Consider the following 24413-nt stretch of genomic DNA (forward strand, 5'->3'; position numbering starts at 1 on the left):
TGCGCTACTCGTCTCCGTCAACGTGTTGCCCGCAACGGTAAAACACCGCCGCCGCCCGCGTCGCCTGATTTACCGGACGCCCAGCAGGTGCTCCAGCGCCAGCTGGTTGAGCCGGGTGAAGTGGTAGCCGCGGCGGCCGGCCGCTTCGACGTCGAACTCGTCGGCGGCCAGATCGTCCAGGGTTTCGCCCTCGGACAGCGTCGGCGTCGCCAGCTCCGGCACCCGCGACGCGGCGAGCGCTTCGGCGACCTCCGGATCGGCGCGGAAGGCACGGGCTTTCTCGCGCAGGATCAGGTAAGTGCGCATGTTCGCTGCCGCGGAAACCCAGACGTCCTCGGGATCCTCGGTGCGCAGCGGTTTGTAGTCGAAGTGCCGCGGGCCGTCGTAGCCGCCGTGCTCCAGGAGGTCGACGAGGAAGAACGCGCTGGCGAGATCGCCGTGCCCGAAGATCAGGTCCTGGTCGTACTTCGGGCCGTGCTGGCCGTTGAGGTCGAGGTGGAACAGCTTGCCCTGCCACAGCGCCTGCGCGATGCCGTGCACGAAGTTCAGCCCGGCCATCTGCTCGTGGCCGACCTCCGGGTTCAGCCCGAACAGCTCGGGCCGCTCCAGTTGCGAGATGAACCCGAGCGCGTGGCCGATCGTCGGCAGGAGGATGTCGCCGCGCGGCTCGTTCGGCTTCGGCTCCAGCGCGAACCGCAGGTCGTAGCCCTGCGAAACGGCGTAGTCGGCGAGGACGTCGAGCCCCTCCTTGTACCGGGCGAGTGCGGCGCGGACGTCTTTCGCCGCATCGGATTCCGCGCCTTCGCGGCCGCCCCACAGCACGTAGGTCTGCGCGCCGAGTTCGGCGGCGAGGTCGAGATTGCGCCGGACCTTGGTCAGCGCGTACCGCCGGATGTCGCGGTCGTTGCTGGTCAGGCCGCCGTCCTTGAAGACCGGGTGGCTGAACAGGTTCGTCGTCGCCATCGGCACGCGCAGGCCGGTTTCCTCGAGAGCGCGCTTGAACTTGGCGATCGCGGTGTCGCGGTCCGGTTCGGTGGCGAGGAGGTCGTCGTCGTGGAAGGTGACGCCGTACGCGCCCAGTTCGGCCAGCCGGTGCACGCTCTCGACCGGGTCGAGCGGCGGGCGCGTGGCGACGCCGAACGGGTCGGCCGCGGGCCAGCCGACGGTCCACAGTCCGAACGAAAATTTGTCCTCCGGTGCGGGGGCGTAGTCGGCCATGCCCGTCCCTTCATTTAGTTCACGTTGTAGACTAAATACTGCGCTACGGTCGTCCCGGCCGTCAAGAGCGGAGGTCTGCATGGAACCGGTCCGGCACGACGCGATGCGGGCGCGGAACCTCGAACTGGTGCTCGGCGAGATCAGCCGCGGCGGTCCGCTGACCCGCGCCGCGCTGGCGGAGCTGACCGGGCTGACCAAGTCGACCGTGTCCACTTTGGTCGGCTCGCTGCTGGACGCGGGCTACCTGTCCGAGACCGCCGCCGTGCGCGCGGGGGAGCGCGGCCGGCCCGGGGTCGAGGTTTCGCTGAGCGGCGCGCGGATGGCTTCGCTGGGGCTCGAGGCCAATGTGGACTATCTCGCCGCGTGCGTCCTGGACTTGACCGGCACGGTCCGCCGGTCGGTTCGCATCGAGCGGGACAACCGCGGCGTGCCAGCGGAAACTGTGCTGAAGGCGGTGCGGGAACTGGCTTCCGCGGAGTTGGCCGAGGCGCGCGAGCTGGGCTTGACGGTCGCCGGTGCGGTGCTCGCGGTGTCCGGCCCGGTGCGGGACGGCGTGGTGCTGAGCGCGCCGAACCTCGGCTGGCGGAACGTTCCGGTCGAGTTGGAGCTGCCGGTCCCGGTTTCGGTGGACAACGAGGCGAATCTCGGTGCGCTTGGCGAGCTGTGGTTCGGTGCCGGGGCGGCGGATTTCCTATACGTGTCCGGCGAGATCGGCATCGGCGCGGGACTGGTCGTGGACTCGCGGTTGTTCCGCGGCACCGGCGGCGAACTGGGGCACGTGCTGGTTTCCCCGTCCGGCCCGTCCTGTCGCTGCGGTGCGGCGGGCTGTCTGGAGACCTACGCCGGGCAGGAAGCAATGCTCGCCGCGGCCGGAGTATCCACAGTGGACGCTCTCGCAGCCGCCTTGGCCGCGGGCGACGACGCGGCGTTGTCAGCTGTTTCGGCAGCGGGGGAGGCTCTAGGTCTGGCGCTGGCGTCGGCGGTCAATCTCGTGGATGTGGACCGCGTGGTGCTCGGCGGCGTATTCGGGCCGCTGTTTCCCTGGCTGGCTCCCGCTGCGGAGGCCGTGCTGCGGACGCGGTTGACCGGCCTCCGCGGTTCGGTGCCGGTGCTGAGCCCGTCCGCACTCGGCGATTCCGCCGCGACGCTGGGTGCCGCGGGCCGCACTATCCACGGCGTTTTGGCTGACCCGGGGCCGTTCCTCGCCCGTTAGCCGAGGTTGTCGGCAAGCAGGGTCACGACGTCGCGCCAGGCTCGCTCGGCCTGCACCGGGTGATAGCCGACGCCGGGGAGGAGCCGCTGCTCCGGGCCGATCGGCGGGTGGTGGAACGCGTGCTGGGCGCCGCCGTAGACGGTGAGCCGCCAGTCGACGCCCGCCGCCTGCATCTCGGCGGCGAACGCGTCCCGTTGCGCGGCAGGCATGATCGGGTCCTCCGAGCCGACGCCCGCCCAGACTGGGCAGCGGATGTTCGCTGCCTCGCCCGGACGGCCGGTGACCAGGCCGTTGATCGTGCCGATCGCGCGCAGGTCGACGCCCGCGCGGCCGAGTTCCAGCACGATCGCGCCGCCGGTGCCGTAGCCGATCCCGGCGATCCGGTCCGGGTCGGTCCGCGGTTCGGCGAGCAGCACGTCGAGCGCCGCGCGGCCGATGTCGCGCATCCGGTCCGGGTCGTCGAGCAGCGGCAGGCAGCGCGCCAGCATCTCGTCGGGATCGGTGAACCAGCGGCCGCCGTGGATGTCGAACGCGAGGGCCACGTAACCGAGTTCGGCCAGCGCGTCGGCCCGTGCGCGCTGAAAGTCGTTGAGGCCGGTGCCTTCCGGCCCGATCAGGACCGCGGGCCGGGGACCGGTGCCCGCGGGGAGCGCGAGACGCCCGACCATGGTGAGGCCGTCGGCCGGGTATTCGACGGTGCGCGTCGTGACGGTCTCCATGAGAACCCACCGTAATGAGCGCCGGGTCCCGGCGGCGTGCTGTTCACCGTCGGCGGACACGTCCATTCAGGTGACCCTCTCGCGGCGCATCCGGAAACATGTTAGGAAAGCTTCCTAACTAAAGGAGGATCCGGATGCGCAAGACGATGGTGCTCACCGCGGCCGTGCTCGCGGTGGCCGGAGCGGTGCCCGCGGTCGCGATGGCCGGGGACGGTCCCGCCGCGGATTCCCCTGGCTGGCATCCGAAAGCGCGCAACATCGTCTACATCCAGGGCGACGGCATGGGTGCGGCGCAGCGGGAGTTCGTCCGGCTCGCGACGACCGGCCGCAAGGGCGACCTGGTCATGAACCGGCTCCCGGTCACCGGCATGGTGCACACCGACCCCGACGACCCGGAAGAACTCGTCACCGACTCGGCCGCGGCGGCGACCGCGCTCGCCACCGGGCACAAGACCCGCAACGGCGCGGTCGGCCAGGACGCGCAGGGCCGCCGTCTGCTGACCGTGCTCGAGCAGGCGAAACGCGCCGGGAAGTCGACCGGACTGGTCACCACCGCGCAGGTCACCGGGGCGTCGCCGGCCGCGTTCGCGTCGCACGTGCCCTCGCGGGATCTGCAGAGCGACATCGCGAAGCAGTACATCACCGAAAGCCGTCCGGAAGTCCTCCTCGGCGGCGGCGAAGACTGGTGGCTGCCGAAGGGCGATCCCGGCGCGTGGCCGGACAAGCCGGGCGAGGAAAGCCGCAGCACGCACGGAAACCTGATCGAGCAGGCGAAGCGCTCCGGCTACACCTACGTGCGGAACGCCAGCGAACTCGCCGCGACTCGCGCGCCGCGGCTGCTCGGCCTGTTCGCGAACGAGGACATGGTCGACTACGGCCCGGACGGCAAGGGCGCGTACCAGCCGAAGGTCGCGTTGCCGGTGATGGCGAAGAAGGCGCTCGACACGCTTTCCGCCAACCCGCGCGGCTTCTTCCTGTTCCTGGAAGAAGAAGGCATCGACGGAATGTCCCACGAAAACAACGCGCACGGCGTCCTCGACGCGGGCCGGGCGCTCGATGCGGCCGTCGCCGAGGTGCTGCGCTTCACCCGCTCGCATCCGGACACCCTGGTGATCATCGGCGGCGATCACGAGACCGGCGGACTGGCCATCGAGAACACCGACGGCGCGCCCGAAGGCAACGAGGACGGCCCGTTTCCCGTTCCCGGCACCAAACTTTCGCTGACCGTCGACTGGACGAGCGGCGACCACAGCGGCGTGCCGACCCCGGTCACCGCGACCGGCCCCGGCTCGGACCGCCTCGACGGGACGCTGGACAACACCGACGTCTACCGCGCGATGGTCTCCGCCGCGCACCTTTCATGAGGCGAGGTTCGTGACTCCGTCGTAGTCGTCGAGCGCGGCTGCTCCGGTGACGTCGTACTCCAGCAGCACCAGGCCGCTGGGCGTGGCTTCGTGCCGGACGAGCCGCAACCCGGTCGCCGACACCGGATGTGGGAACTGCAGCCGTCCCGCCCCGAGCACTGTCGGCGTCATGACCAACCGGACCTTGTCCACGACCCCCGCGGACAGCAGGGTGTTGCCGAGCCGGGCGCTGCCGTGTATCTGCAGCTCCTGGCCCGGCTGCGCCTTGAGCTTGCGCACCGCGGTCGCCGGGTCGCCGCGCAACACGGTGGTCGGGGCCCAATTGCCGGTTTCGAGCGTGTTCGACACGACGTACTTCGGCAGGGCGTTCATCCGCTCGGCGAACGGATCGTCCGGATCCGTGACCGCGGGCCAATCCCGCGCGAACGACGTGTAGGTGCGGCGGCCGAACAGCAGTCCGTCTGCCAGATCCAGCCACTCCGACGCCCGCTGGACGAACGCCTGGTCGAGATGCGGGACGAACCAGCCGCCGCGGGAGAACTCGCCGCTGGTGTCCTCTGTGGACGATCCAGGCCCTTGGCTGACGCCGTCGAGCGTGACGAACGCGGTGAGGGAGATCTGCATCAGGCCTCGCTTTCCGCGACCCGGGCGAGCTGAGCCGTGACCGTGCCCCAGCCGTCCGCGAACCCGAGATCGGCGTGCCGTTCCCGGGCCGCCGGATCCCCGTGCCGGACGACGACGCGGTAATCCGTCCCGTCCGGATGATCCCGGAGGACGATCTCCGCCGTCATCGCGACCGGCTGCGGGTTCGCCGGCCGCCACGAGCTGTCGAGGGCGTTCGTGAAAACGATCCGCTCGTAGTCCTCGACGACGAGGAAGCACGCGTCGAGATGCGAGACGAAGGTGTCGCCGTCCTCGCTCATCCGCGTGACGAACGCACCCCCAGCACGCACGTCCAGTTCCTCGACGCGGCACCGCAGCGGGGCGGGAATCCACCACTGGGCGAGGCTGGCCGGGTCGGTCCAGGCGTCCCAGACGCGTTTGCGGGGCGCGCGGATGACGCGGTCGAGGGAAAGATCGAGGTCGGGGTTCACGGCTGGTCCTCCTGGCTGGTGACGAACTGCTCGAGCCGGTCGGTGCGCCCGGCCCAGACGCGCCGCTGCTCGGCGAGCCAGTCCTCGACGAGCGCGAACCGCTCGCGGTTGAGGACGCACGTCCGCACCCGCCCGGACTTCTCGGTGCGGATCAGCCCGTGCGACTCGAGCATCCGCACGTGCTTCATGAAGGACGGCAACGTCATCGGCGCGTCGCCCGCGAGCTCCCCGACACTCGCCGGCCCCACCCCGAGCCGCCGCACGACAGCCCGCCGGGTCGGATCGGCGAGGGCGGAGAAGACCCCGTCGAGCGTGGTCGAATACTGAGCCATGAGGCTAAGTATTGCGGGCGGGGATGGTTAGCGCAAGGGCTAAGTGTTTCGGTCGCGGCGGGGACGGGTTCGGCTCACGGTCGGAGTCCGACGGGTGTCGGCTGCGGGGCGGGCGAGGCGGCTCGCCGGGCGGAATGCGAGATCCTGCGCGAAGCGGGGTCAGCTGGTCGCGCTCCGTGCGGAAGTACCGAAGCTTCCGCTGCGTCAGGTCAGGCCGGGCGGACGATGTCGGCGCTCAAAGCCCAGCCTGCGAGGGGATCAGCTGTGCAACGGCCACCGCGAACCAAGACAACTCCGCCCGACCCGCGCGGTCCAGCGGAACAAAGCGGCAACCGAGGGAGTCGAACCCTGCGCGGCTTGTGAAGGCGGCGCTCCTGACCGGCCCTGACCCTTCGGCGGGCGACGGCTGCCATGCATTGCGTGTACCCGTTTCAACGCCCGCCCCAGCATCAGAATTCCCGCTTCACCCGAACGGGGCCTGCTGGCAGGCTGGGCGCATGGACGATCTTCTCCTCCGCCGCGTCCGGGTCGGGTTGCAAGGGCCGCTGGCCGACGTTCGGGTGCGCGACGGTGTCGTATCGGCAATCGAGGAACCGGGCGCTGGGACCGGGTTCGCCGCCCGCGTGCTCGACGGGCACGGCGGCACGCTCCTGCCCGGGCTCGTCGACGCGCACGCGCACCTCGTGCAGTGGGCCGGATTCCGCAGGCGCATCCCGCTGGACGGTGCGCGATCCGCGGTGGGCGCGGTCGAATTGCTGATGGAGAAGCTGCTCGACGCTCCGGCGGGGGAGCTCGTCGTCGGCGTCGGGTTCCGGGACGGGCTCTGGCCGGACCGGCCGCACAAGGATCTGCTGCAGCGCGCGCTCCCGGGCCGCGCGGTGGCGTTGTTCAGCGCGGATTTGCATACGTTGTGGCTCAGCCCGGCCGCGTTGAAGCTGATCGGCCGCGAGCATCCGACCGGCGTCCTGCTGGAGAACGACTGCATGAGCGCCACGGCCGCGTTGCCAACCGCGCCGGTCGAGGTCCAGGACGCTTGGGTTGCCGACGCGCTGGCTGCCGCCGCGAAGCGGGGCGTGACGTCGGTGGTCGACTACGAATACGCGGACACGGTCACGGATTGGACCCGGCGGGCGGCCACGGCAAAGCCGGCGACGAGGGTTTCCTGTGTGATCGCAAGGTATTTGCTGGACGAGACCATCCAAAGAGGACACCGGACCGGGGACGTGCTCGACGCGGGCGAAGGACTGCTCACGGTCGGCCCGTTCAAGCTGTTCGTCGACGGTTCGCTCAACACCCGCACCGCTTACTGCCACGATTCGTACCCGGGATCCGGCGAGAACGGGCTGCTGGAGCTGCCGCCGGAGGAGTTGGTGCCGTTGCTGCGCCGCGCGCACGAGCACGGGCTGACCCCGGCGGTGCACGCGATCGGCGACCACGCCAACACCATCGCGCTGGACGCGTTCGCCGAGGTCGGCTGCCCGGGCCGGATCGAGCACGCGCAGTTGCTGCGGCCCGAGGACGTGCCGAGGTTCGCCGCGCTCGGGCTGGTCGCGAGTGTGCAGCCCGCGCACCAGCCCGACGACCGCGACGTCGCCGACTGGCATTGGCACGGCCGCACCGACCGCGCGTACGCGTACCGCGCCCTGCTCGAATCCGGTGCCCGGCTGGAACTCGGCTCGGACGCGCCGGTCGCGCCGCTCGATCCGTGGGACGGGATCGCCGCCGCGGTCGGCCGGACCGACGACGAGCGGCCGCCGTGGCATCCCGAGCAGGCCATCCCGCTCGCCGACGCACTGGCCGCGTCCTCGGGCGGCCGCCGCGGCGTCCAGGTCGGCGACGTGGCCGATCTGGTCCTGACGGCGGCCGACCCGAGTGGACTGTCCACGAAGGAACTGCGGGAAATGCCGGTGTCCGCGACGATCGTGGCGGGGAGGCCGACGTACTTGGCCTAGACCGCGCGGGCGATGGCGATCGCGCCCTTGAGCCGTTCGCCCGCCTCGTAGAACATGTACTCCTTGCCGTTCATCGTGCCGAACGACGCGGCGGCGCACCGGCCGTTGTCCGGCGCGCCCGCGAGCGGAGCGTGGAAGACGCCGAGGTGCTCGCGTTTGCCGAAGTCGTTGCCGACCTCGGTGATCAGCATGTTCCCGCCGGCCTCGATGTTCTCGTGGTACACGACGTAGGTGGAATTGTTGCGCCGCACCACGGTCGGCGCGCCGATGTTGCTCGCGCCGACTTCTTCGGGACGGATCAGCGGCGTCTGCGAGAATGTCCAATCGCGAGCGTCGGCCGACCAGCCCCACCCGATGCTGCGGTGGTTGGCGGTGGTGTTGATCATGAACACCATCACGTACTTCGCGCCGCGCGAAGGCAGGTCGTGCTCGAACACCTTGGCGTAGGAGGTTTCGGTGGTGCCCTTGGGCAGCATCGACGTCGACAGCACCGTTTTGTCGTAGGTGAAGTGGATCCCGTCCTTTGACCGCGCGAGGCGAGTCGTGGTGTTCTCGCCGTGGAAATACAGCCACAGCTCGCGGGTCTGCTCGTGCCACAGAACGAACGGCGACGACACGTGCGACACGTCGTAGTGCGGCTTCCAGACGTTCTTGACGATCGGGTTGCGCGGGTATTCGACGAACGGCCCTTCGAGACTGTCCGCATAGGACAGGCAGATGCCGCCCGGCGCGTCGTGCGGGGCGTAGTAGAGGTAATAGCGGCCGAGCGGGTTGGCGAGCTTGTCATAGACGCCGCGGATGCACGGAAAGATCACCTCGCGCCTCGCCGGCGGGTACTGCAGTTTGCTTTTGTCGAACGCGGTGCGCACGAACCGGTACTCCGGGAACCCGGCGGGCGCTGCGCTCGCTGTTCCGGTGCTGAGCAGGGGCAGCGCGGCCAGTGCGAAGCTCGCTCCGGCTGCGCCGCGCAGGGCGGTGCGGCGGGAAAGTTCGGTCATGCGGACGCTCCCTTTCATCGGCGGTTACCCGGAGCGACTCTTCGGGCGCCGCTGAGGCGCTGTCAAGGTGCTAATACGTATTAGTCCCTCGCCCCGGCAAAACAGGACAGAAACCTCCCGGAAGCCTTGACGGTGCCGGGCCCGGCGCAGATCCTCGCCTAATCCGCATTAGCGCTCCTCGGAGGTGACCCGTGCCCGGCCGCAACCGCATGCCGCGCCAAGCCGACATCGCCCGCATCGCCGGGGTGTCCCAGGCGACGGTTTCGGTCGTGCTGGCGGGCAACCGGACCGTGCGGATGGCCGAGTCGACCCGCAGCCGGGTGCTGCGGGTGGCCGAGGAACTGGGCTACGTGCCGAATCCGGCGGCCACCCGGCTCGCGTCGGCGCGGGCGAATCTGCTCGGGCTGTACACCTTCCGCACGGCGTTCCCGACCGACGAGGCCGACGCGTACCACCCGATTCTCTCCGGCGTCGAGGAGGAAGCCGCGGCGCTGGGCCAGGATCTGATCCTGTTCACCGGCACGAGCGGGCCGCACGCGCGGCAGGAGGAGGCGATCCGCCGGACGCGGATGGCCGACGGCTGCCTGTTTTTCGGCAGGCACGTTCCGGAGGGGCCGGTTTCGCGCCTGATGGCGTCCGGGTTCCCGTTGGTCTACATCGGACGCCGGCCGGAGCTGGACGGACAGATCCCGTACATCGGCGCGGATTACGTCACCGCCTCGGCGCAAGTGCTGGAGCGGCTGATCGGCCTCGGCCACCGGGAAATCCGGTACGTCCGGGAGGCGGACGAGGCACCGTCCTCTGAAGACCGTCAGCGCGGCGTGCTGCGTGCGGCTCCGGACACGAAGATCGTCCGGCTCAACGGAAAGCCGATTCCGATCCGGGAATGGCTTGACGAAGGCGTCACGGCGGTGGTCGTGGAAGGAACCGACACCGGTGCCGCACACCGTGCGGTGCGGGCCGCGATCGACCAAGCCGGACTGTCCACTCCGGACGACCTGTCCCTCGCGGTGCTCGGCGGGTCGGCGGGGACGAGCGGATTCGAGGTCCCGATGCGGGAGATGGGCCGGTTGGCCGTGCGCCTGCTCGTGGACCTCGTCACCGAGAAGACGACCACGCGGCAGCAGCTGCTGTGGTGCCCACCGGTGGCCGGCGAAGACGTCGGCGCACCACGATCCGGTTAGGACAGAGCAATGGCTGAACTCGGCACGGAGATCCTCGTCGCGGGCGGCGGGGTGGGCGGCGTCGCCGCCGCGCTGGCCGCCGCGTCGGCAGGACACCGCGTCGTGCTGACCGAGGAGACCGACTGGCTCGGCGGCCAGTTCACCGCGCAGGCGGTGCCCCCGGACGAGAATCCCTGGATCGAACAGTTCGGCGGCACCGCGACGTATCGCCGGTTCCGCGAAGGGGTGCGCGACTACTACCGGCGGCACTACCCGTTGCGCGCCGAAGCGGCCGCGCTCACCGACCTGAACCCCGGGGCAGGCCGGGTCAGCAAACTGTGCCACGAGCCGCGCGTCGCGCTCGCGGTGCTGGAATCGATGCTGGCCCCGCATCGCTCGTCCGGCCGACTGACTGTCCTTTTGCGACACCGGCCGGTCGCGGCGGACGTGACCGGCGACCGTGTCGAGGCGGTCACCTTCGAAGGGCCGGACGGGAACCGCACGACGGTTCGCGCCGAGTACACATTGGACGCCACCGAAAACGGCGACCTCTTGCCCCTCACCGGTACCGAGTTCGCGATCGGGGCCGAAGCGCAGTCCGAGCACGGCGAACCGCACGCGCCGGAGCAGGCCGACCCGGGCAACCTCCAGGGCATCACCTACTGCTTCGCGCTGTCCCATCACGCGGGCGAGGACCACACGATCGACCGGCCGGAACTGTACGGCGTCTGGAGCGAATACCAGCCGGACTTCTGGCCGGGCCCGCTGCTCGGGTTCCTCGCCCCGGATCCCCGGTCGCTGGAGCCGGTGCCGCGGACCTTCGACCCGAACCCGGAGACGGATCCGCTCGCGGTGAGCGCCGACCAGAGCGCCGACGCCGGGGACAAGGAACTGTGGGGGTTCCGGCGGATCCTCGCCAGGAAGCTGCACCAGCCGGGTGCGTTCGATTCCGACCTCACCCTGGTCAACTGGCCGCTCAACGACTACTGGCTGCGGCCCGCGCTGGAGATCGACGGGGTCACGACCGCCGCGGACGTGGCCCGCGCGCACTACGAGGCGAAACAGCTTTCGCTGTCGGTGCTGTATTGGCTCCAGACCGAGGCACCACGGCTGGACGGCGGCACCGGTTTCCCCGGCCTGAAGCTGCGCCCGGATGTGGTCGGCACCGATGACGGGCTGGCGAAGTCCGCGTACGTGCGCGAAGCGAGGCGGATCCGGGCGGTCACCACAGTCGTCGAACAGGACGTGTCGCTCGACATCCTCGGCCCGACCGGCCGCAAGCGGCGCGAGGATTCGGTCGGGGTCGGCAGTTACCGGATCGACCTTCACCCGTCGACCGCCGGGGACAGTTACCTCGACGTGCCGAGCGTCCCGTTCGAACTGCCGCTGGGCGCATTGCTGCCGCAACGGATGCGCAACCTGTTGCCCGCGGGCAAAAACATCGGCACCACGCACATCACCAACGGCTGTCACCGGTTGCATCCGGTGGAGTGGAACGTCGGCGAGGTCGCCGGCCACCTCGCCGGGTTCGCGCTGCGCGAAGGGCTGCAGCCGCACCAAATCCGCGAGGACCGGTTCGACGAGTTCGCCCGCGTGCTGGACCGCGCCGGGGTCGAACGGCGCTGGCCCGACGTCCGCGGCTACTGATCACGATTTCCCTCAGGAGGTGCGGACAATGGCGTTCCATCCCGGTCCCGTGCGCGTCGGCATCGACGTCGGCGGCACGTTCACCGACGCCGTCGCCGTCGACGCGCGGACGTTCGAACTGCTCGGCCAGGTGAAAGTGCCGACCAGCCACGACCACGACGACGGCGTCGCCCACGGCATTCTCGAAGCGCTGGAGAAACTGCGGGCGGAGGTCGGCGCGGAGGACGTGTCGTTCCTCGCGCACGGCACCACCCAGGCGACGAACGCGTTGCTGGAAGGCGACGTCGCCACCGTCGGCATCGCCGGCGTGGGCACCGGTTTCGACGCGTTCGCCACCCGGCGGCTCACTGCGCTCGGCAAAATGGAATTGGCTCCCGGGCGGCGGATGCCGGTGCGGTTCGCCCCGGTCGCCGACCTCTCGGCGGCTGGGGACGCGGTCGACGACCTGGTGAAACAGGGTGCCGAGGTGATCGTCGCCGTCGAACCGTTCAGTGTGGACGATCCCGAGGGCGAGCGGGCGGTGACAGCCGCGGCGAGGGAACGCGGAGTCCTCGCGACGGCTACGCATGAGATCACCGGGCTGTACGGGCTGACCAAACGAGCCCGGACGGCGGTGCTGAACGCCGGGATCATGCCGCGGATGGTGTCCACCGCGGACGTGGTCGAGGCCAGTGTGCAGCGGGCCGGGATCACTGCGCCGCTGATGGTCGTGCGCGGTGACGGCGGGGTGATGTCGCTGCCGGAGATGCGTCGCCGTCCGTTGCTGACAGCGTTGTCCGGCCCGGCCGCCGGAGTGGCCGGCGCGTTGATGGGGGAGAAGCTCAGCGAGGGCGTTTTCCTGGAAACAGGCGGGACTTCCACGGACATCAGCGTGATCCGGCGTGGTCGCGTCCAGGTGCGGCACGCACATCTCGGCGGGCACGAGACATATATGCCCGCGCTCGACGTGCGGACGGTCGGCATCGGCGGCGGCTCGCTGATCCGGTTCTCCGGGCGTGCGGTGACCGAGGTCGGGCCCCGCAGCGCGCACATCGCGGGGCTGCCGTACGCGTGTTTCGAGCCGGCTTCCGCGTTGGCGGGGGCGAAGCTGGCCACGGTGTCGCCGAGGCCGGACGACCCGTCGGATTACGTCGCACTGGAGCTGTCCGGCGGTCGTCGCTGCGCGCTGACGCTCACTTGCGCGGCCAACGCGCTCGGCGTGGTCCCGGATGACGCCTATGCGCGCGCCGAGCGCGAATCGGCACGGTTGGCGATGGAACCGCTGGCCGCGGCGCTGGGGGTGACGGTCGACGAGGCCGCGCGGACGGTGCTGGAGCAGGCGGTCAAACCGGTCCGGACGGTCGTGGACGGACTGGTCGCCGAATACCGGCTGAACCGGCCGACACTCGTCGGCGGCGGTGGCGGAGCCGCGGCAGTCACGCCGTTCCTCGGCGCGCAATCCTCCCACGACTGGCGGATCGCCGCGCACGCCGAAGTGATCAGCCCGCTCGGTGCGGCGCTCGCGCTGGTGCGGGAATCGGTGGAACGGATCGTGCCGAGTCCGTCCAATGCGGACATTCTCGCCGTGCGCACCGAAGCGGAATCCGCCGTCGTGGCCCAAGGCGCGGACCCCGCGGGCGTCGAAGTGGACGTGACGGTGGACCCGCAGCGCAACCTGGTGCGTGCGGTCGCCACCGGGGCAACCGAACTGCGCACCAAGGATCGAGCCTCCACTGTGGACGAAACAGCGATCAGGGCCGAGGTCGCGCGCAGCATCGGGGTCCAGCCGGGCGAAGTGCGGGAACTGGACGGCACCGCGCGGCACCGCGTCTTTGGCGCAAAAGCGCGGCGTGCGGGATTCCTCGGACGGTTCGCCCGGCCCGTCGAGCAGGTGCGCGTGGTCGACGGCGAGGGGGTGATCCGGTTGCACGGCACCGGCTCGGTCATCGAGCACACTGACGCCGGCTCCGCGCAAGCGCGCCTGGCGACGCTGGCCGACCAGCACACCCGTTACGGCGACGGCGGCTCCCAGGCGCCTGCGGTGTGGTTGCTGGTCGGGCCGAAGATCGCGGACCTGTCCGGCGTGCTCGACCGGGACCAGCTGGTCGCGCTGGCCGGAGCCGAGGTCAAGACCCGAGCGGCGGACGAGCCGGTCGTCCTGATCCTGGAGGACCGCCGGTGAACACCGATCTGGACCTGGCCGTCGACCTGCTGCGCGCGACGCCCACCCACGAGAACCGCAGCGAGGAACAGCTCCGCGAATGGGCCGCGATCGCCCTCGCCTACGGCGACGAACTGGCCGCCGGAACCGACGAAGACGTGCACGTCGTGGAGCGCGAGGGAGGGGTTCGCCGCGACGAGATCCTGGTCGCCGAACACCACGGAGGCACCGTCACGGTGTATACGGATTCCTTGACCCGACTGGCAAAACTCGCCGCTGAGCACGGGTATCAAGTCTCTCGCGAAGCGTTGCGAACGGCTGCCATCGCCCACGAGACAGCCCACCACCGCCTCGACGTCCGCGAGCTGAACCGGCGGCTCGGCCACACCGCGCTCCGGCTCGGCCCGTTCCGCGTGCGCGGCCACGTCGCCGGGGCCGAAGAGATCGCCGCACACCGCTTCGCCCACCGCCGCAGCAGCTTGAGCGTCAGCCCGCTGCTGCTCACCACCGCACTCGCGGGAGGGAACTGACCATGGGTATCGCGATTCTGGTCCTGATGGCGGTCGGGGTGGTGCTGATGCTCACCCGGGTGCTGCCGACGGCGTTCGCACTGGTGTTCCTCGCGATCGGCATCTCGCTGCTCGCCGGCGCGCCGCTGGCCGAGGGGAAGAACAGCATCCTCACCGGCGTCCTGCAAACGGGCGCCGCGGCGTTGGCGTCCACGATGATCGCTGTCCTGCTCGGCTCGTGGCTCGGCACGCTGATGGACGAAACCGGCATCGCCGGCACGCTGGTGCGCAAGATCGTCGAATTCGGCGGCGAACGGCCGTCCGTGGTGGCGCTGGGCGTGTTCGCGGTGTCGATCCTGTGCGGCAGCATCACCGGCTCGGCCCCCGCCGCGATGCTCGCCGGGGTGGTCGGCATCCCGGCGATGATCGCGGTCGGCGTGCGCCCGGTCGCCGCGGGCGGCACCGTCCTGATGGGCATTTCCGCGGGCTCGCCGCTGGAACTTCCGGTGTGGCAGTTCCTCTCCGACGCGCTGGGCGCACCGGTCGCCGACGTCAAATCCATCATGATCAAACTGTTCCCGATGGCGCTGATAGTCGGCATCGTCTACGTCCTGGTCCAGACTCGCCGCGGCGCGCGGCACGCGTGGGCGGTGAAACTCGACCGGCCCAAGGCACGCGTCCGGCGCGGCGACGCGCCCTGGTACGCGCTGCTCACGCCGTTGCTGCCGATCGTGCTGGCGCTCGGGTTCGCGGTGCCGATCGTCCCGTCGTTGCTGGCCGGAGTGCTGTACGGGCTGGTCGCCACCACGAAATGGGGCGAGCTCAATGGCCGCGCGCTGCGTTCGCTGTACAAGGCGTTCGACGTCGCCGCCCCGCCGATCGCGCTGTTCGTCGCGATCGGGATGCTGCTCGCGGCGGTGAAACTTCCCGGCGCCAAGAACGCGCTGACGCCGATCGTGTCGGCGATCAGCCCGTCCGGCGCCGTCTGGTTCGTGGTGGTCTTCGTGCTTCTCGTGCCGCTGTGCCTGTTCCGCGGGCCGCTCAACGTGTTCGGCCTCGGCGCGGGCGTCGCGGGCGTGCTGGTGACCGGCGGCATCTACCCGCTGCCCGCCGTGGTCGGGCTGATGGCGTCGTACAACCAGGTGTTCGGCGTGTCCGACCCGACCAGCACCCAGACGGTGTGGGCCGCGCAGTACTCCGGCGTGCGCCCGGAGCGGGCGATGGCCTCGACGCTGCCCTACACCTGGGTGGTCGCGCTCGGCGGCATGGTGCTCACCGCCGTGCTGTACCTGTGAATCACTTCCCGTGCGGGTCCGCGGCGTTGAGCATCGCCACCACCTGGTGGTAGTCGCCGCGGGCCTCGCCGTGCCGGAGGAATTTGACGTTCTCGACCTGGATCTCGGTCGCGTCCGGCTGCGTTTCGAGCAGCGTCATGACCTCGGCGACGAAGGCGTCCAGCGGCATCGCGAACTCGCTTTCCTCCTGGCCGGGCAGGAGCGCGGTGCGCACGGACGGCGGCTCCAACTCGACGACCTTCACCGAGGTGTCGGCCAGTTGCAGCCGCAGCGATTCGCTGAGCATGTGGATCGCGGCCTTCGACGCGTTGTAGCTCGGCGTGGCCTTCAGCGGCGCGAAGGCGAGGCCGGACGAAACGGTCAGGATGGTGGCGTCCGGACGCGTTTGCAGGTGCTCGACGAACGCGGCGATGAGCCGGATCGGGCCGAGGACGTTGGTGGTCACGGTGGCTTCCGCGCTGTCCACAAAGGACTCCGGGTGGTGCCAGTCCTCGACGCGCATGATGCCTGCCATCGGCACGAGCACGTTGAGGTCCGGATGCTTCGCGAGCACCTCCTTGGCCGCGGCTTCGATGCTCGCCGGATCGGTGGTGTCGATCTGGACGGTGTCGAGACCGGGGTGTTCGGCGGCGATCTGCGCGAGCAGTTCGGTGCGCCGCCCGCCGACGATGACGGTGTTGCCCTTCGCCCGCAGTTCGAGGGCGAGAGCGAGGCCGATGCCGCTGGTCGAGCCGGGGATGAAGACGGTGTTTCCGGTGATGTTCATGCCACTGAGTTTCGGCCGGCCGGCGTCGCGGCGGCAGAGAGCGCATATCGGGGGATCGGCGGTCCCTGGCTGAGGCGCCGGACCGAGCCGATACTGGACCCATGGATCGAGCTGAGCTGGCTGCCTTCCTCCGCAGCCGTCGCGAGGGATTGCGGCCCGAGGACGTCGGGCTGCCCGCGGGCGCGCGGCGGCGGGCGGCGGGACTGCGGCGGGAGGAGGTCGCGGCGCTGGCGGCGATGTCCACCGACTACTACACGCGGCTGGAGCAGCAACGTGGACCGCAGCCGAGCGAGCAGATGCTGGCCTCGCTGGCGAGGGCGTTGCGGCTCACCGACGACGAGCGCGACTACCTGTTCCACCTCGCGGGCCGCAACGCACCATCGCCGATCGTCGCGGCCACGCACGTCGCGCCCGCGCTGATGCGGGTCCTCGACCGGCTGTCGGACACGCCCGCGCTCATCCTGTCGAACCTCGGCGAAGTGCTGGTGCAGAACCGGTTCGCGGAGGCGTTGTACGGGGACCGCTCGCAGTACACGGGTCTGGCGCGCAGCGAGATCTACCGGTGGTTCACCAACCCGGACGAGCGGCTCGTCTATCCGGCGCACGACCGGGACCGGCAAAGCCGTGCGCTGGTGGCGAACCTGCGCGTCGTGCACGGGTCGATGGGGCCGCGCTCGCGAGCAGGCGAACTGGTGCGCGCGTTGACCCGCGAGAGCCCGGAGTTCGCGCGAATCTGGGAAGAACACCAAGTGGCGAAACGGTTCGAGGACCACAAGGTGCTCGTGCATCCGCAGCTCGGCGAGATCGAGGTGGACTGCCAGGTGCTGTTCACCGAGGACCAGTCGCAGGCGTTGCTCGTGCTGACCGCGCCGCCGCGCAGCGAGGCGTTCGAGAAGATCCAGTTGCTCGGCGTGCTGGGGAACGAGCAGTTCGCCGGTTAACGCGGCAGCGGGCCGGTGTAGGCGTCGCGGGCCTTCTCGACGGCGGGCAGATGCTCGTCGGTCCATTCGGCGAGCGCGGCGAACACCGGGGACAGGCTCCAGCCGAGTTCGGTGATCTCGTACTCGACGCGCGGCGGCACCTCGGCGTAATAGCGCCGCTCCACCAAGCCGTCGCGCTCGAGCTGCCGAAGCCGTTGCGTGAGCACCTTCCCAGTCGCGCCGAGCCGCCGTTCCAGTTCTACGAACCGCACCGGACCGGATTGGCTGAGCGTCCACAGGATCGGGGTCGTCCACCGGCTGAACAGCAGGTCGACGGCCGGGCTGATCCGGCACGCGGCGAGCGGATCGGCCCCGGTCTGCGCGGTGGTGGTCATGCGGCTCCAATACTTTCCCTGGGGAACCTACTGTACGGCGGCTTTTAGCCTCGCTGTGTCGCTTTCGACCCCTAGCTGAGGAGCAAGTCATGATCGTCGTCACCGGCGCCACGGGCAACGTCGGCCGCCTGCTGGTCGAGTCTCTGACCGAAGCCGGACACGCCGTGACCGCCGTTTCCCGCGGCGTGACGTCCCCGCCGCTGTCGCGGCCCGGCGTGACCCCGATAGTCGCGGACCTGGCGGACGCGGGCAGCCTGGTCCCTGCGCTGAAGGGCGCGGACGCGCTGTATCTGCTGGTCTCCGGCGCGGGCGCGCACGTCGATGGGCAAGCTGTCCTGCGGGCGGCCGCCGACGCTGGCGTCTCGCGGGTCGTCCTGCAGTCGTCGCAGGCCGCGGGAACTCGGCCGGACGCGGTTTCGCACGCGCCGCTCGCCGCGTTGGAAGAGGCTGTCCGGTCTTCCGGTCTGGAGTGGACAGTCCTTCGCCCCGGCGGGTTCACCACCAACACCTTCGCGTGGATCCCGACGATTCGGGCCCAGTGCAAGGTTTTCTCGCCGTTCGGCGACGTCGCGCTCCCGGCCGTGGACCCGCTCGACATCGCCGAAGTCGCCGCGGCCGCGCTGACCGGGGGAGGTCATGCCGGACAGACTTATGTCCTTACCGGACCGGAAGCGACGAGCCCGCGACAGCGTGCGGAGATCCTCGGCGCGGCCCTCGGCGAGCCGCTGGAATTCGTCGAGCTTGACCGTGCGCAGGCACGCGAGCAGATGGTGCAGCAGATGCCGGAACCGGTCGCCGACGGCACGCTCGACATCCTGGGCCAGCCGCTTCCGGAGGAGCTCCGCAGCAGCCCCGATGTCGAGAAGGTGCTCGGCCGTCCGGCGACCTCGTTCGCTTCCTGGGCGAGCCGCAGCGTCGACGCGTTCCGGTGATCAGAAGTCGCGCGAGTGCAGGAGGGAGCGCACGCGGAGTTGCCGGCGGGGCTCGTGGCGACGCAGCCCGTCGACGACCACGGCGACGCCGATCCACGTCGCCCCGGCGTCGGCGACCAGGGCTTGTGCGGCGAAGGCTTGGCCGCCGGTGTCGATCCAGTCGTCCACGAACAGCGCACGGTCGCCCGCTTGGAGCAGACTGCGGCGGAAGCCGAGCCGCAGGTGCCGGTCCTGGTAATCCGGCGGGGAGGTGCGCTGGAACCACCGGTCCGAATCGCAGGTCGGGTACCGGTTCTTGCGCACCTCGACGAAGCCCGCGCCGAATTCCACCGCGACCAGCGGACCCAGCAGGCACCCGCGGGATTCGGGGCCCAGCACGACATTCGGCTGCTCGTCGGCGAACAGCGCGGCGAGCGCCGGACCCAGTTCGCGCAGCAGTCCGGGCGCACGCCACCACCCCGTCGGGTCGGGGAAGCGGTGGCGGTCCGGCCCGTCCCCGAGCAAGACGGTGGCTTCGCGGATCCGGTCCGCCACAGTGCTCGTGCGCATGCGTCGATGGTCGCAGCGGCATCTGCCCGAAGCGAGCGAATTACGGCTTGCGCGCCGCTCCGGCCAGGATCACCGAATGCGCCGGCGTCTCGAACTCCACCTGCGGCGCGCCCTCGCCGGACTCCTCCGGATGCCACGACGGCGTCCAGGTGAGCCCCGGTTCGAGCATCTCGAAAGACCCGAACAGTGCCTGGATCTCCTCGCGCGAACGCCAGATCACCGGGCTGCTCGACCGGTCGTACAGCTGCTTCAGCTCGACCAGCCCGGCGTCCACGTCGGGGGGAACGCCCTGGTCGGTGATGTGCGAGATGCCGAGGAACGAGCCCGGGGCGAGCAGATCGCGGTAGCGCGCGACGATGGACGGCCCGAGGTCCTCGGTGCCGCCGCTGTCCTCGGCGGGCGGCTGCTGGACGTGCAGCACCGCGATCAGCAGCAGCGCGAGCGGTTTCTCGACGTCGATCACGCCGGTCGCCGCGATCTGCTCCCACAGCCGTTCCGGGTCGCGCATGTCGGCGTGGATCACCGCGTGCCGGTCGAGGTCGCCCGCCTCGCGCAGCAGGGTTTCCGAATGCGCGACGGCGACCGGTTCGTAGTCGACGTAGCAGACGTGGCTCTCGCCCGGCGCGAGTTCGTCGGCGACCTGGTGCGCGTGGCCCATGGTCGGCACGCCGGAGCCGATGTCGACGAACTGCCGCACGCCCTTTTTGACGAGGTGGCGCACGAGCCGGTGCAGGAACAGCCGGTTGGCCTTCGCGATGGGGCGGATCAGCGGGAACTCGCGGATCACCTCGTCGGCGAACTCCCGGTCGATCGTCCAGTTCGTGGTGCCGCCGAGGTAGTAGTCGTACACCCGCGCGACGCTCGGGTGGTCGAGGTCGACCCCGGGAGGCGGGAAGGGTTCGTCGGCCACCGGTGGCTGTTCCTTTCGTTCGGGACTGCGGGTCAGCGGACGGGCGTCGCGCAGCGGCTCGCCCATTCCTTCAGGTACTGCAGGGACTGGTCGCGCGACAGGGTGGCGGCGAGCTGGGCTTCCCACGACTCCTCGTAGGAGGCGAACTCGTCCTGGCCCTGCGGCACGGTGATGAGCTTGACTTTGCTTTCCTGGTAAGCGAAATCGGGCAGGTCGGGATGGCCGAAGCGGAGGATGGTGAAGTCCTCGTCCGGGTAGGCGGCCGCGTCGCGCGGGAGGATCCGGACCTCGGCGAAGGGATGCGTCTCGACGATCCGGATCATGTGCTCGAGCTGATCGGTGGCGATGCTGGCCTTGGTGCCGTAGACGAGTTTCTCGATGCAGCTGTACTCCAGCATGAAGATCGTCCGCGGAGCAGGGCAGGCGTCGAAAAGCCGTTGCCGCGCCTTGCGTTCGGCGACCCGGTCGGTGACCCGCTCCTGGCGGCTGGCCTGGAACTGCGCGAGCATGTAATACTCCGATTGGAGCAGTCCCGGGATGCGATTCCCGGTCCAGCTGAGGATTTCCGCCGCCGCCTGCTCGCGTTCGAGGATCTCGCGGAACCACTGCGGCGTGATCATCCTCCGCTCGGCACGCCGCGCGGACGGATCGTTGGCCTGGTTGAGCTCCCGCAGCTGATCGGCCTCGGCGGGCGGGACGGCCAGTACCTCGATGATCCGCTCGAGGTCGTCGGGCCGGGTGCCCGCCTTGCCGGACTCGATCTTCTGGATCTTGGGCTGCTTGCAGCCGATCCCGTCGGCGAGGTCGACCTGGGTCAGCCCGCGAGCGGTGCGCCACTTGAGGATCCGGGACCCCAGCCGGGAACGCTGGGTCCGCAGAGACGGCGGGGGCTGCCGGATCGGGGTGGTCACCAGGGGCTCCGTCATTTCGTCCAGGGGCCGATGTGAGAACCTCCGATGATAATGCGCCGACCCGGCGGGCAATACTCCGGGTCGGCGCCTTTTTCGCAAGGTTCCCGGCGTTTTCGGCAGAGCTGCGTTGTCGTGCCTGGTCAGCCGTCGAATTCCCCGCGCCGCACGGCCTCGACGAACCGCGCCCACTCGCCCCGGTCGAAGACCAGGACGGGAGAGTCGCCGATCTTGCTGTCCCGCACCCCGACCAGCCCGTGCTCGGCCAGGTTCACTTCGACGCAGTTGCCGGAATTAGGCCCGCAAGCAGCGGGTTTCCGCCAGGCGTGGTCCGGGAAGCGCGCCGCGGGCCCGGCCGCCGGGGCGTGGGTCGGGTGCTGCTCGTGCTCGTGCGGGTCGTAGGCGTCCACTGCAACCCCTCGTTTTCTCGTTTTCGATGAGTGAATGGAATATTCCGCGAAGTACGGAATGTGTTCGGAATATTCCTGAGGGTAGTGGCCTGGTGGATCAATGGCGCGGTGTGCGGCGGGGATTTCACCTGAATGGACACTTCTCGTGCATTGGGTGGTGCTTTCGCACGTGCAATTTCGGGCTGGTGTTGTGGATTTCGTTGTTGAGGTGGGGTGGCGGGTGCTTTTTTCGTGGTTTTTTGCGGGGTGGAGGGGGTTGGGTGTCTGCAGTTGATGACAGTCGGGGGCGGTTGAGGGGCTGAGCTGTTCGGCGGAGTCGTGTTTGCGCCACTGCGCGCGGTTGTCTTGGGGCGGCCTGCTGGACCGGGATCGTGGGGTCGGACTCTGCGGCCCGGTCGTGTGGGAGCGGAAGGCCGAAGGGGCAATGTTGGCCGCTCAGTGTCGAGGGATCGGGCCAAGCCAGGCGGGCGATCGAGAGCGTGGGGCGGGCAACCGTCGAGCCGGGCGGAGCCGCGTCGAGCAGCCGTGCCCGTGCGAGCCGAACTCGCGTAATCCCGAAGCGGCAGCGATCTCGGCTGCCGAGCCGTCAGCTGTCACCCGTCGCCAGTACTCGGCGCGACCCCAGAGTCAATCCCGGAACGGCAACCTCGTCTCCCGGTGCCCGGCCCTGCCCGACCGGGCACCGGGAGCGCAGAACGCGGGCGGCCCTGAGCCGCCGCCGGCGTCCGCTTCGAGGGTGGTCAGGTGCCCCGGTTCGCGGTGTGCCGCTTGTGCAGCACGGCGCCGGCGACGTGGACGAGGGCGACTCCGCTCGCGGTGGCCAGCCCGGCCAGGACGCCAGCAGTCGCGAAGACGATCGCGGTCGCCCCGGCGAGCAGCACCAGCAGGAGCGCGATCAGCTGCCACGGCTGAGTCCCGCCGTCCCGCTGCGCGGCCAGTTCGACCGCCGTCCGCGCGGTCTTCCACGACGGGTAGGCCGGTCTCGTAGTCGGCCGCGGCGACGGTACGACCGGGGCTGGCTGGGGCATGCCCGGTTCATGAAACGTCACGGTCACCCGGCCGGGGCGTTGACTCACGGCGACGGCATACGGTCTGTCGTCGCGGCTGTCCGGTTTTTCTGTCCGACGGCATGCCTGGCCTGCATTTTCCGCGCCAGGAACGGTCATTGCGCTTCCTTTCTTCTCCGCCGGAAAAGCGCCGGAACACAGTTCCCAGCCCGCCCCCGAGGGGAACTGGTTCCGGCGGCCGCGGCGGGCGTCCCGGGTATGGAATATTCCACCCTTTTAACCCCTCCTGCCTGCGGTGATGCCATCTTTGCATGCCCGTCGCCGATCGCGCTAACCCGGGGCGGGAAATTCTTCGCCGAAGCCGCCGTTCGTGGTGTTTGCGGAACGGGTATTCGCGATCTGCCGGACTATTCCAGGTGTTATCTGTCCGCACATATTCGACCCGATCGGATGAATGTGGCCCGAGGTCCACTTTGGGGTTCGCCGCCTTGATCAACCCGGCGAACGCGACGGGTGCGCTGCTACGGTGAGTGTCCGTCGCAGATGGGGGAGGGCATGGACGTACGGACCCTGGCTCGCGAGGAACGCGCCGACTTCGCGGACTTCCTCGAGACGCTCACGCCAGAGCAGTGGGACCAGCCGACACTGTGCGCGGGCTGGAACGTTCGCTCGGTCGTCGCGCACGTCGTGAGCTACGACGAACTGAGCGGACGCCAGCTGACGCAGCGGCTCGCCCGCGCGAGGCTGTCGCTGAGCCGAGCCAACGAAATCGGCCTCGCCGAATACCGGGTGCGCGCGCCGGAGGAGTTGATCGGCGTCATGCGTCGACACCCGCAGCCGGGACGGCTCCTGGGAAAATTTGGCGGGATGATCGGGTTTCTCGACGGTTTGATCCATCAACAGGACATCCGCCGCCCGCTCGGGCAGCCGAGGACGATCCCGGCGGCGCGGTTGCGCCGGGCGCTGGACCTGTCGCTGCGCGCTCCGCCGATCGGGGTGTCGCGCCGACTGACCGGTCTGCGCGCGGTCGCGACCGACCTGGACTGGACGTCCGGGACGGGCGTCGAAGTCCGCGGCCCGGCGGAAGCTTTGCTGCTCACGCTGGCGGGCCGTCGCGCGGCGGCGGACGATCTGAGCGGCCCGGGTCTCGACGTGCTGATCAGCCGCACCACCGTGGCTTGATCCGGCTGGCGTACCCACGCTGCATGACCACCAGGCCTCGTCCGTCCTGCCGATCAGACTCCGCTGCTGTGCCGCCTTGCGCTACGGCCCTGGCCCAGACGCGGCTCCCGGCACCCTGATCGACCCCACCATCCGTGTCGTGATCGCGCCCGCATCCTGGCAATTCGCGCCACGGTCGTGTGACAACCCGCGCGCGGGGGTTGCGTATGCGCTTGGCGACAGCAGTCATAGCGGCGACCGCACTCCGGAAAGCGAGGTGATGCCCGCGCGGACGCTCGCCGCCTTCCCTCTCGCGGTGCCCGTGACTGCTGCCGCGCCTCGCATCGCTGAAGCAGCACGGGCGCCGTAACGCTCGCGGCGGCGTCCGCTCTCCCCGGGGGTGTCACCATCTGGTGACACCTAACCCGGCGGTAACCCGCGCTCGCTCCCCGGCGTGTGGGGAAAGTCCTTGTGGCCAAGGGGAAATCCCGGCTCCGATGATCACCCGGAACGGGGGCTTGCGTTACGCGGCGGCGACATCGGAAATAGGACTCCAAGCACCACAAGGGGAGGAGTCCGGTGTTCAGATGGCAGCAGGCGGAAGGAAAACGGCACGCACTGGACGGGCCGTTCGCGCCGCGACCCGGGGAAACGTTCACCGCACTGTGCGGAGCTGAAGTCACGGTCGCCCGGAGCGACGTGCCACAGCTCGGCGGCCACTGGTTCGATCCGACGTGCCCTGACTGCGCGGAGGAATGGCTCCGCCAGGAGGGACAGGCCCACGCGAGTGAAGAACGGTGCCTGGTGTGAA

At 69.9% G+C, this 24413-nt stretch carries 25 protein-coding genes; 12 read left to right on the plus strand and 13 right to left on the minus strand.

From position 1 onward, the window contains the following. Window positions 1-69: 69 nt before the first annotated feature. Entirely contained in the window at window positions 70-1218 is a 1149-nt protein-coding gene (gene xylA / locus WA670_RS20260) for a xylose isomerase (protein WP_134663091.1), read from the minus strand. Window positions 1219-1297: 79 nt separating this feature from the next. Between xylA and WA670_RS20265 the strand changes: the two genes are divergently transcribed. Continuing rightward, window positions 1298-2431: an ROK family transcriptional regulator gene (locus WA670_RS20265; protein WP_336158532.1), complete on the plus strand. Its 1134-nt coding sequence runs from the start codon at window positions 1298-1300 to the stop codon at window positions 2429-2431. Here WA670_RS20265 and WA670_RS20270 read toward each other — a convergent pair. Beyond that, window positions 2428-3150, minus strand: a complete 723-nt coding sequence (locus tag WA670_RS20270) for a dienelactone hydrolase family protein (protein WP_037813918.1) — start codon at window positions 3148-3150, stop codon at window positions 2428-2430. The two genes, WA670_RS20265 and WA670_RS20270, sit on opposite strands and share 4 nt — an antisense overlap. A 134-nt stretch (window positions 3151-3284) precedes the next feature. Here WA670_RS20270 and WA670_RS20275 point away from each other — a divergent pair, with 134 nt between their 5' ends. Further along, window positions 3285-4514 (plus strand): alkaline phosphatase, encoded by a 1230-nt coding sequence (locus WA670_RS20275; protein WP_238605106.1) that lies wholly within the window; start codon window positions 3285-3287, stop codon window positions 4512-4514. Here the strand turns inward: WA670_RS20275 and WA670_RS20280 are convergent. The 3 genes from WA670_RS20280 to WA670_RS20290 are packed head-to-tail and all read right to left on the minus strand — an operon-like array spanning window position 4509 to window position 5940. Further along, window positions 4509-5138 carry a dihydrofolate reductase family protein gene (locus tag WA670_RS20280; RefSeq protein WP_336158533.1) on the minus strand — a complete coding sequence of 210 codons (630 nt, stop codon included), beginning with the start codon at window positions 5136-5138 and terminating at the stop codon, window positions 4509-4511. The genes WA670_RS20275 and WA670_RS20280 overlap by 6 nt on opposite strands. Beyond that, window positions 5138-5608 carry an SRPBCC domain-containing protein gene (locus WA670_RS20285; protein WP_275293659.1) on the minus strand — a complete coding sequence of 157 codons (471 nt, stop codon included), beginning with the start codon at window positions 5606-5608 and terminating at the stop codon, window positions 5138-5140. The genes WA670_RS20280 and WA670_RS20285 overlap by 1 nt, the downstream gene beginning before the upstream one ends. Next, window positions 5605-5940 (minus strand): ArsR/SmtB family transcription factor, encoded by a 336-nt coding sequence (locus tag WA670_RS20290; protein ID WP_134663085.1) that lies wholly within the window; start codon window positions 5938-5940, stop codon window positions 5605-5607. The genes WA670_RS20285 and WA670_RS20290 overlap by 4 nt, the downstream gene beginning before the upstream one ends. A gap of 497 nt (window positions 5941-6437) precedes the next feature. On the opposite strand from WA670_RS20290, the gene WA670_RS20295 reads away from it, so the two are divergent. Beyond that, window positions 6438-7892 carry an amidohydrolase gene (locus WA670_RS20295; RefSeq protein WP_037813910.1) on the plus strand — a complete coding sequence of 485 codons (1455 nt, stop codon included), beginning with the start codon at window positions 6438-6440 and terminating at the stop codon, window positions 7890-7892. On the opposite strand, the gene WA670_RS20300 is transcribed toward WA670_RS20295, so the two are convergent. Next, a complete protein-coding gene (locus WA670_RS20300) occupies window positions 7889-8890 on the minus strand; it encodes a hypothetical protein (RefSeq protein WP_336158534.1) in 1002 nt (333 codons plus the stop codon). The two genes, WA670_RS20295 and WA670_RS20300, sit on opposite strands and share 4 nt — an antisense overlap. Window positions 8891-9081: 191 nt before the next feature. Between WA670_RS20300 and WA670_RS20305 the strand changes: the two genes are divergently transcribed. From WA670_RS20305 to WA670_RS20325, 5 genes are read left to right on the plus strand one after another with little or no spacing between them, the layout of a single operon-like run. Beyond that, a complete protein-coding gene (locus WA670_RS20305; protein ID WP_336158535.1) occupies window positions 9082-10074 on the plus strand; it encodes a LacI family DNA-binding transcriptional regulator in 993 nt (330 codons plus the stop codon). Window positions 10075-10083: 9 nt separating this feature from the next. Further along, window positions 10084-11700, plus strand: a complete 1617-nt coding sequence (locus WA670_RS20310) for an FAD-dependent oxidoreductase (protein ID WP_238605116.1) — start codon at window positions 10084-10086, stop codon at window positions 11698-11700. Window positions 11701-11728: 28 nt separating this feature from the next. Further along, complete coding sequence (locus WA670_RS20315; RefSeq protein WP_336158536.1) at window positions 11729-13861, plus strand: hydantoinase/oxoprolinase family protein; 2133 nt, start codon at window positions 11729-11731, stop codon at window positions 13859-13861. After that, entirely contained in the window at window positions 13858-14370 is a 513-nt protein-coding gene (locus WA670_RS20320; RefSeq protein WP_336158537.1) for a hypothetical protein, read from the plus strand. The genes WA670_RS20315 and WA670_RS20320 overlap by 4 nt, the downstream gene beginning before the upstream one ends. Before the next feature lie 2 nt (window positions 14371-14372). Beyond that, complete coding sequence (locus tag WA670_RS20325) at window positions 14373-15644, plus strand: transporter (RefSeq protein WP_336158538.1); 1272 nt, start codon at window positions 14373-14375, stop codon at window positions 15642-15644. Between the two features lies 1 nt (window position 15645). Here the strand turns inward: WA670_RS20325 and WA670_RS20330 are convergent, their stop codons facing one another. After that, the gene (locus tag WA670_RS20330) at window positions 15646-16410 is read right to left on the minus strand and encodes an SDR family oxidoreductase (protein ID WP_037813898.1); all 765 of its coding nucleotides are present in this window, start codon (window positions 16408-16410) and stop codon (window positions 15646-15648) included. A gap of 101 nt (window positions 16411-16511) precedes the next feature. Between WA670_RS20330 and WA670_RS20335 the strand changes: the two genes are divergently transcribed. Continuing rightward, the gene (locus WA670_RS20335; protein WP_336158539.1) at window positions 16512-17351 is read left to right on the plus strand and encodes a helix-turn-helix transcriptional regulator; all 840 of its coding nucleotides are present in this window, start codon (window positions 16512-16514) and stop codon (window positions 17349-17351) included. Here the strand turns inward: WA670_RS20335 and WA670_RS20340 are convergent. Next, complete coding sequence (locus tag WA670_RS20340; RefSeq protein ID WP_336158540.1) at window positions 17348-17725, minus strand: winged helix-turn-helix transcriptional regulator; 378 nt, start codon at window positions 17723-17725, stop codon at window positions 17348-17350. The two genes, WA670_RS20335 and WA670_RS20340, sit on opposite strands and share 4 nt — an antisense overlap. Before the next feature lie 89 nt (window positions 17726-17814). Between WA670_RS20340 and WA670_RS20345 the strand changes: the two genes are divergently transcribed. After that, window positions 17815-18657, plus strand: coding sequence for an NAD(P)H-binding protein (locus tag WA670_RS20345; protein WP_336158541.1), 843 nt, complete (start codon window positions 17815-17817; stop codon window positions 18655-18657). Here WA670_RS20345 and WA670_RS20350 read toward each other — a convergent pair whose 3' ends face one another. The 5 genes from WA670_RS20350 to WA670_RS20370 form a co-directional block, all read right to left on the minus strand. Then, the gene (locus WA670_RS20350) at window positions 18658-19206 is read right to left on the minus strand and encodes a phosphoribosyltransferase family protein (protein ID WP_037813891.1); all 549 of its coding nucleotides are present in this window, start codon (window positions 19204-19206) and stop codon (window positions 18658-18660) included. It lies immediately after the preceding gene. 40 nt (window positions 19207-19246) lie between these two features. Further along, the gene (locus WA670_RS20355; RefSeq protein WP_336158542.1) at window positions 19247-20116 is read right to left on the minus strand and encodes an SAM-dependent methyltransferase; all 870 of its coding nucleotides are present in this window, start codon (window positions 20114-20116) and stop codon (window positions 19247-19249) included. A 32-nt stretch (window positions 20117-20148) separates the two neighbouring features. After that, window positions 20149-21027, minus strand: a complete 879-nt coding sequence (locus WA670_RS20360; protein ID WP_336158543.1) for a helix-turn-helix domain-containing protein — start codon at window positions 21025-21027, stop codon at window positions 20149-20151. A gap of 140 nt (window positions 21028-21167) precedes the next feature. Beyond that, window positions 21168-21434 carry a DUF397 domain-containing protein gene (locus WA670_RS20365; RefSeq protein WP_043828224.1) on the minus strand — a complete coding sequence of 89 codons (267 nt, stop codon included), beginning with the start codon at window positions 21432-21434 and terminating at the stop codon, window positions 21168-21170. A gap of 740 nt (window positions 21435-22174) precedes the next feature. Further along, complete coding sequence (locus WA670_RS20370) at window positions 22175-22462, minus strand: hypothetical protein (RefSeq protein WP_336158544.1); 288 nt, start codon at window positions 22460-22462, stop codon at window positions 22175-22177. Window positions 22463-22996: 534 nt separating this feature from the next. On the opposite strand from WA670_RS20370, the gene WA670_RS20375 reads away from it, so the two are divergent. After that, window positions 22997-23623 carry a maleylpyruvate isomerase family mycothiol-dependent enzyme gene (locus WA670_RS20375; RefSeq protein ID WP_336158545.1) on the plus strand — a complete coding sequence of 209 codons (627 nt, stop codon included), beginning with the start codon at window positions 22997-22999 and terminating at the stop codon, window positions 23621-23623. Window positions 23624-24181: 558 nt separating this feature from the next. Further along, window positions 24182-24412 carry a zinc finger protein gene (locus tag WA670_RS20380; RefSeq protein ID WP_336158546.1) on the plus strand — a complete coding sequence of 77 codons (231 nt, stop codon included), beginning with the start codon at window positions 24182-24184 and terminating at the stop codon, window positions 24410-24412. Window position 24413: the final 1 nt, after the last annotated feature.

Source organism: Amycolatopsis sp. VC5-11 (genome assembly GCF_037034185.1).
Lineage (GTDB): Bacteria > Actinomycetota > Actinomycetes > Mycobacteriales > Pseudonocardiaceae > Amycolatopsis > Amycolatopsis nivea.

What these genes read in the sequence shown, in the direction of transcription:
- WA670_RS20265 (WP_336158532.1), top strand. Translation starts at nt 1,298, where the DNA reads ATGGAACCGGTCCGGCACGACGCGATGCGGGCGCGGAACCTCGAACTG.
- xylA (WP_134663091.1), bottom strand. Translation starts at nt 1,218, where the DNA reads ATGGCCGACTACGCCCCCGCACCGGAGGACAAATTTTCGTTCGGACTG.
- WA670_RS20345 (WP_336158541.1), top strand. Translation starts at nt 17,815, where the DNA reads ATGATCGTCGTCACCGGCGCCACGGGCAACGTCGGCCGCCTGCTGGTC.
- WA670_RS20350 (WP_037813891.1), bottom strand. Translation starts at nt 19,206, where the DNA reads ATGCGCACGAGCACTGTGGCGGACCGGATCCGCGAAGCCACCGTCTTG.
- WA670_RS20325 (WP_336158538.1), top strand. Translation starts at nt 14,373, where the DNA reads ATGGGTATCGCGATTCTGGTCCTGATGGCGGTCGGGGTGGTGCTGATG.
- WA670_RS20295 (WP_037813910.1), top strand. Translation starts at nt 6,438, where the DNA reads ATGGACGATCTTCTCCTCCGCCGCGTCCGGGTCGGGTTGCAAGGGCCG.
- WA670_RS20340 (WP_336158540.1), bottom strand. Translation starts at nt 17,725, where the DNA reads ATGACCACCACCGCGCAGACCGGGGCCGATCCGCTCGCCGCGTGCCGG.
- WA670_RS20330 (WP_037813898.1), bottom strand. Translation starts at nt 16,410, where the DNA reads ATGAACATCACCGGAAACACCGTCTTCATCCCCGGCTCGACCAGCGGC.
- WA670_RS20310 (WP_238605116.1), top strand. Translation starts at nt 10,084, where the DNA reads ATGGCTGAACTCGGCACGGAGATCCTCGTCGCGGGCGGCGGGGTGGGC.
- WA670_RS20335 (WP_336158539.1), top strand. Translation starts at nt 16,512, where the DNA reads ATGGATCGAGCTGAGCTGGCTGCCTTCCTCCGCAGCCGTCGCGAGGGA.
- WA670_RS20300 (WP_336158534.1), bottom strand. Translation starts at nt 8,890, where the DNA reads ATGACCGAACTTTCCCGCCGCACCGCCCTGCGCGGCGCAGCCGGAGCG.
- WA670_RS20290 (WP_134663085.1), bottom strand. Translation starts at nt 5,940, where the DNA reads ATGGCTCAGTATTCGACCACGCTCGACGGGGTCTTCTCCGCCCTCGCC.
- WA670_RS20370 (WP_336158544.1), bottom strand. Translation starts at nt 22,462, where the DNA reads ATGCCCCAGCCAGCCCCGGTCGTACCGTCGCCGCGGCCGACTACGAGA.
- WA670_RS20315 (WP_336158536.1), top strand. Translation starts at nt 11,729, where the DNA reads ATGGCGTTCCATCCCGGTCCCGTGCGCGTCGGCATCGACGTCGGCGGC.
- WA670_RS20375 (WP_336158545.1), top strand. Translation starts at nt 22,997, where the DNA reads ATGGACGTACGGACCCTGGCTCGCGAGGAACGCGCCGACTTCGCGGAC.
- WA670_RS20270 (WP_037813918.1), bottom strand. Translation starts at nt 3,150, where the DNA reads ATGGAGACCGTCACGACGCGCACCGTCGAATACCCGGCCGACGGCCTC.
- WA670_RS20280 (WP_336158533.1), bottom strand. Translation starts at nt 5,138, where the DNA reads ATGCAGATCTCCCTCACCGCGTTCGTCACGCTCGACGGCGTCAGCCAA.
- WA670_RS20275 (WP_238605106.1), top strand. Translation starts at nt 3,285, where the DNA reads ATGCGCAAGACGATGGTGCTCACCGCGGCCGTGCTCGCGGTGGCCGGA.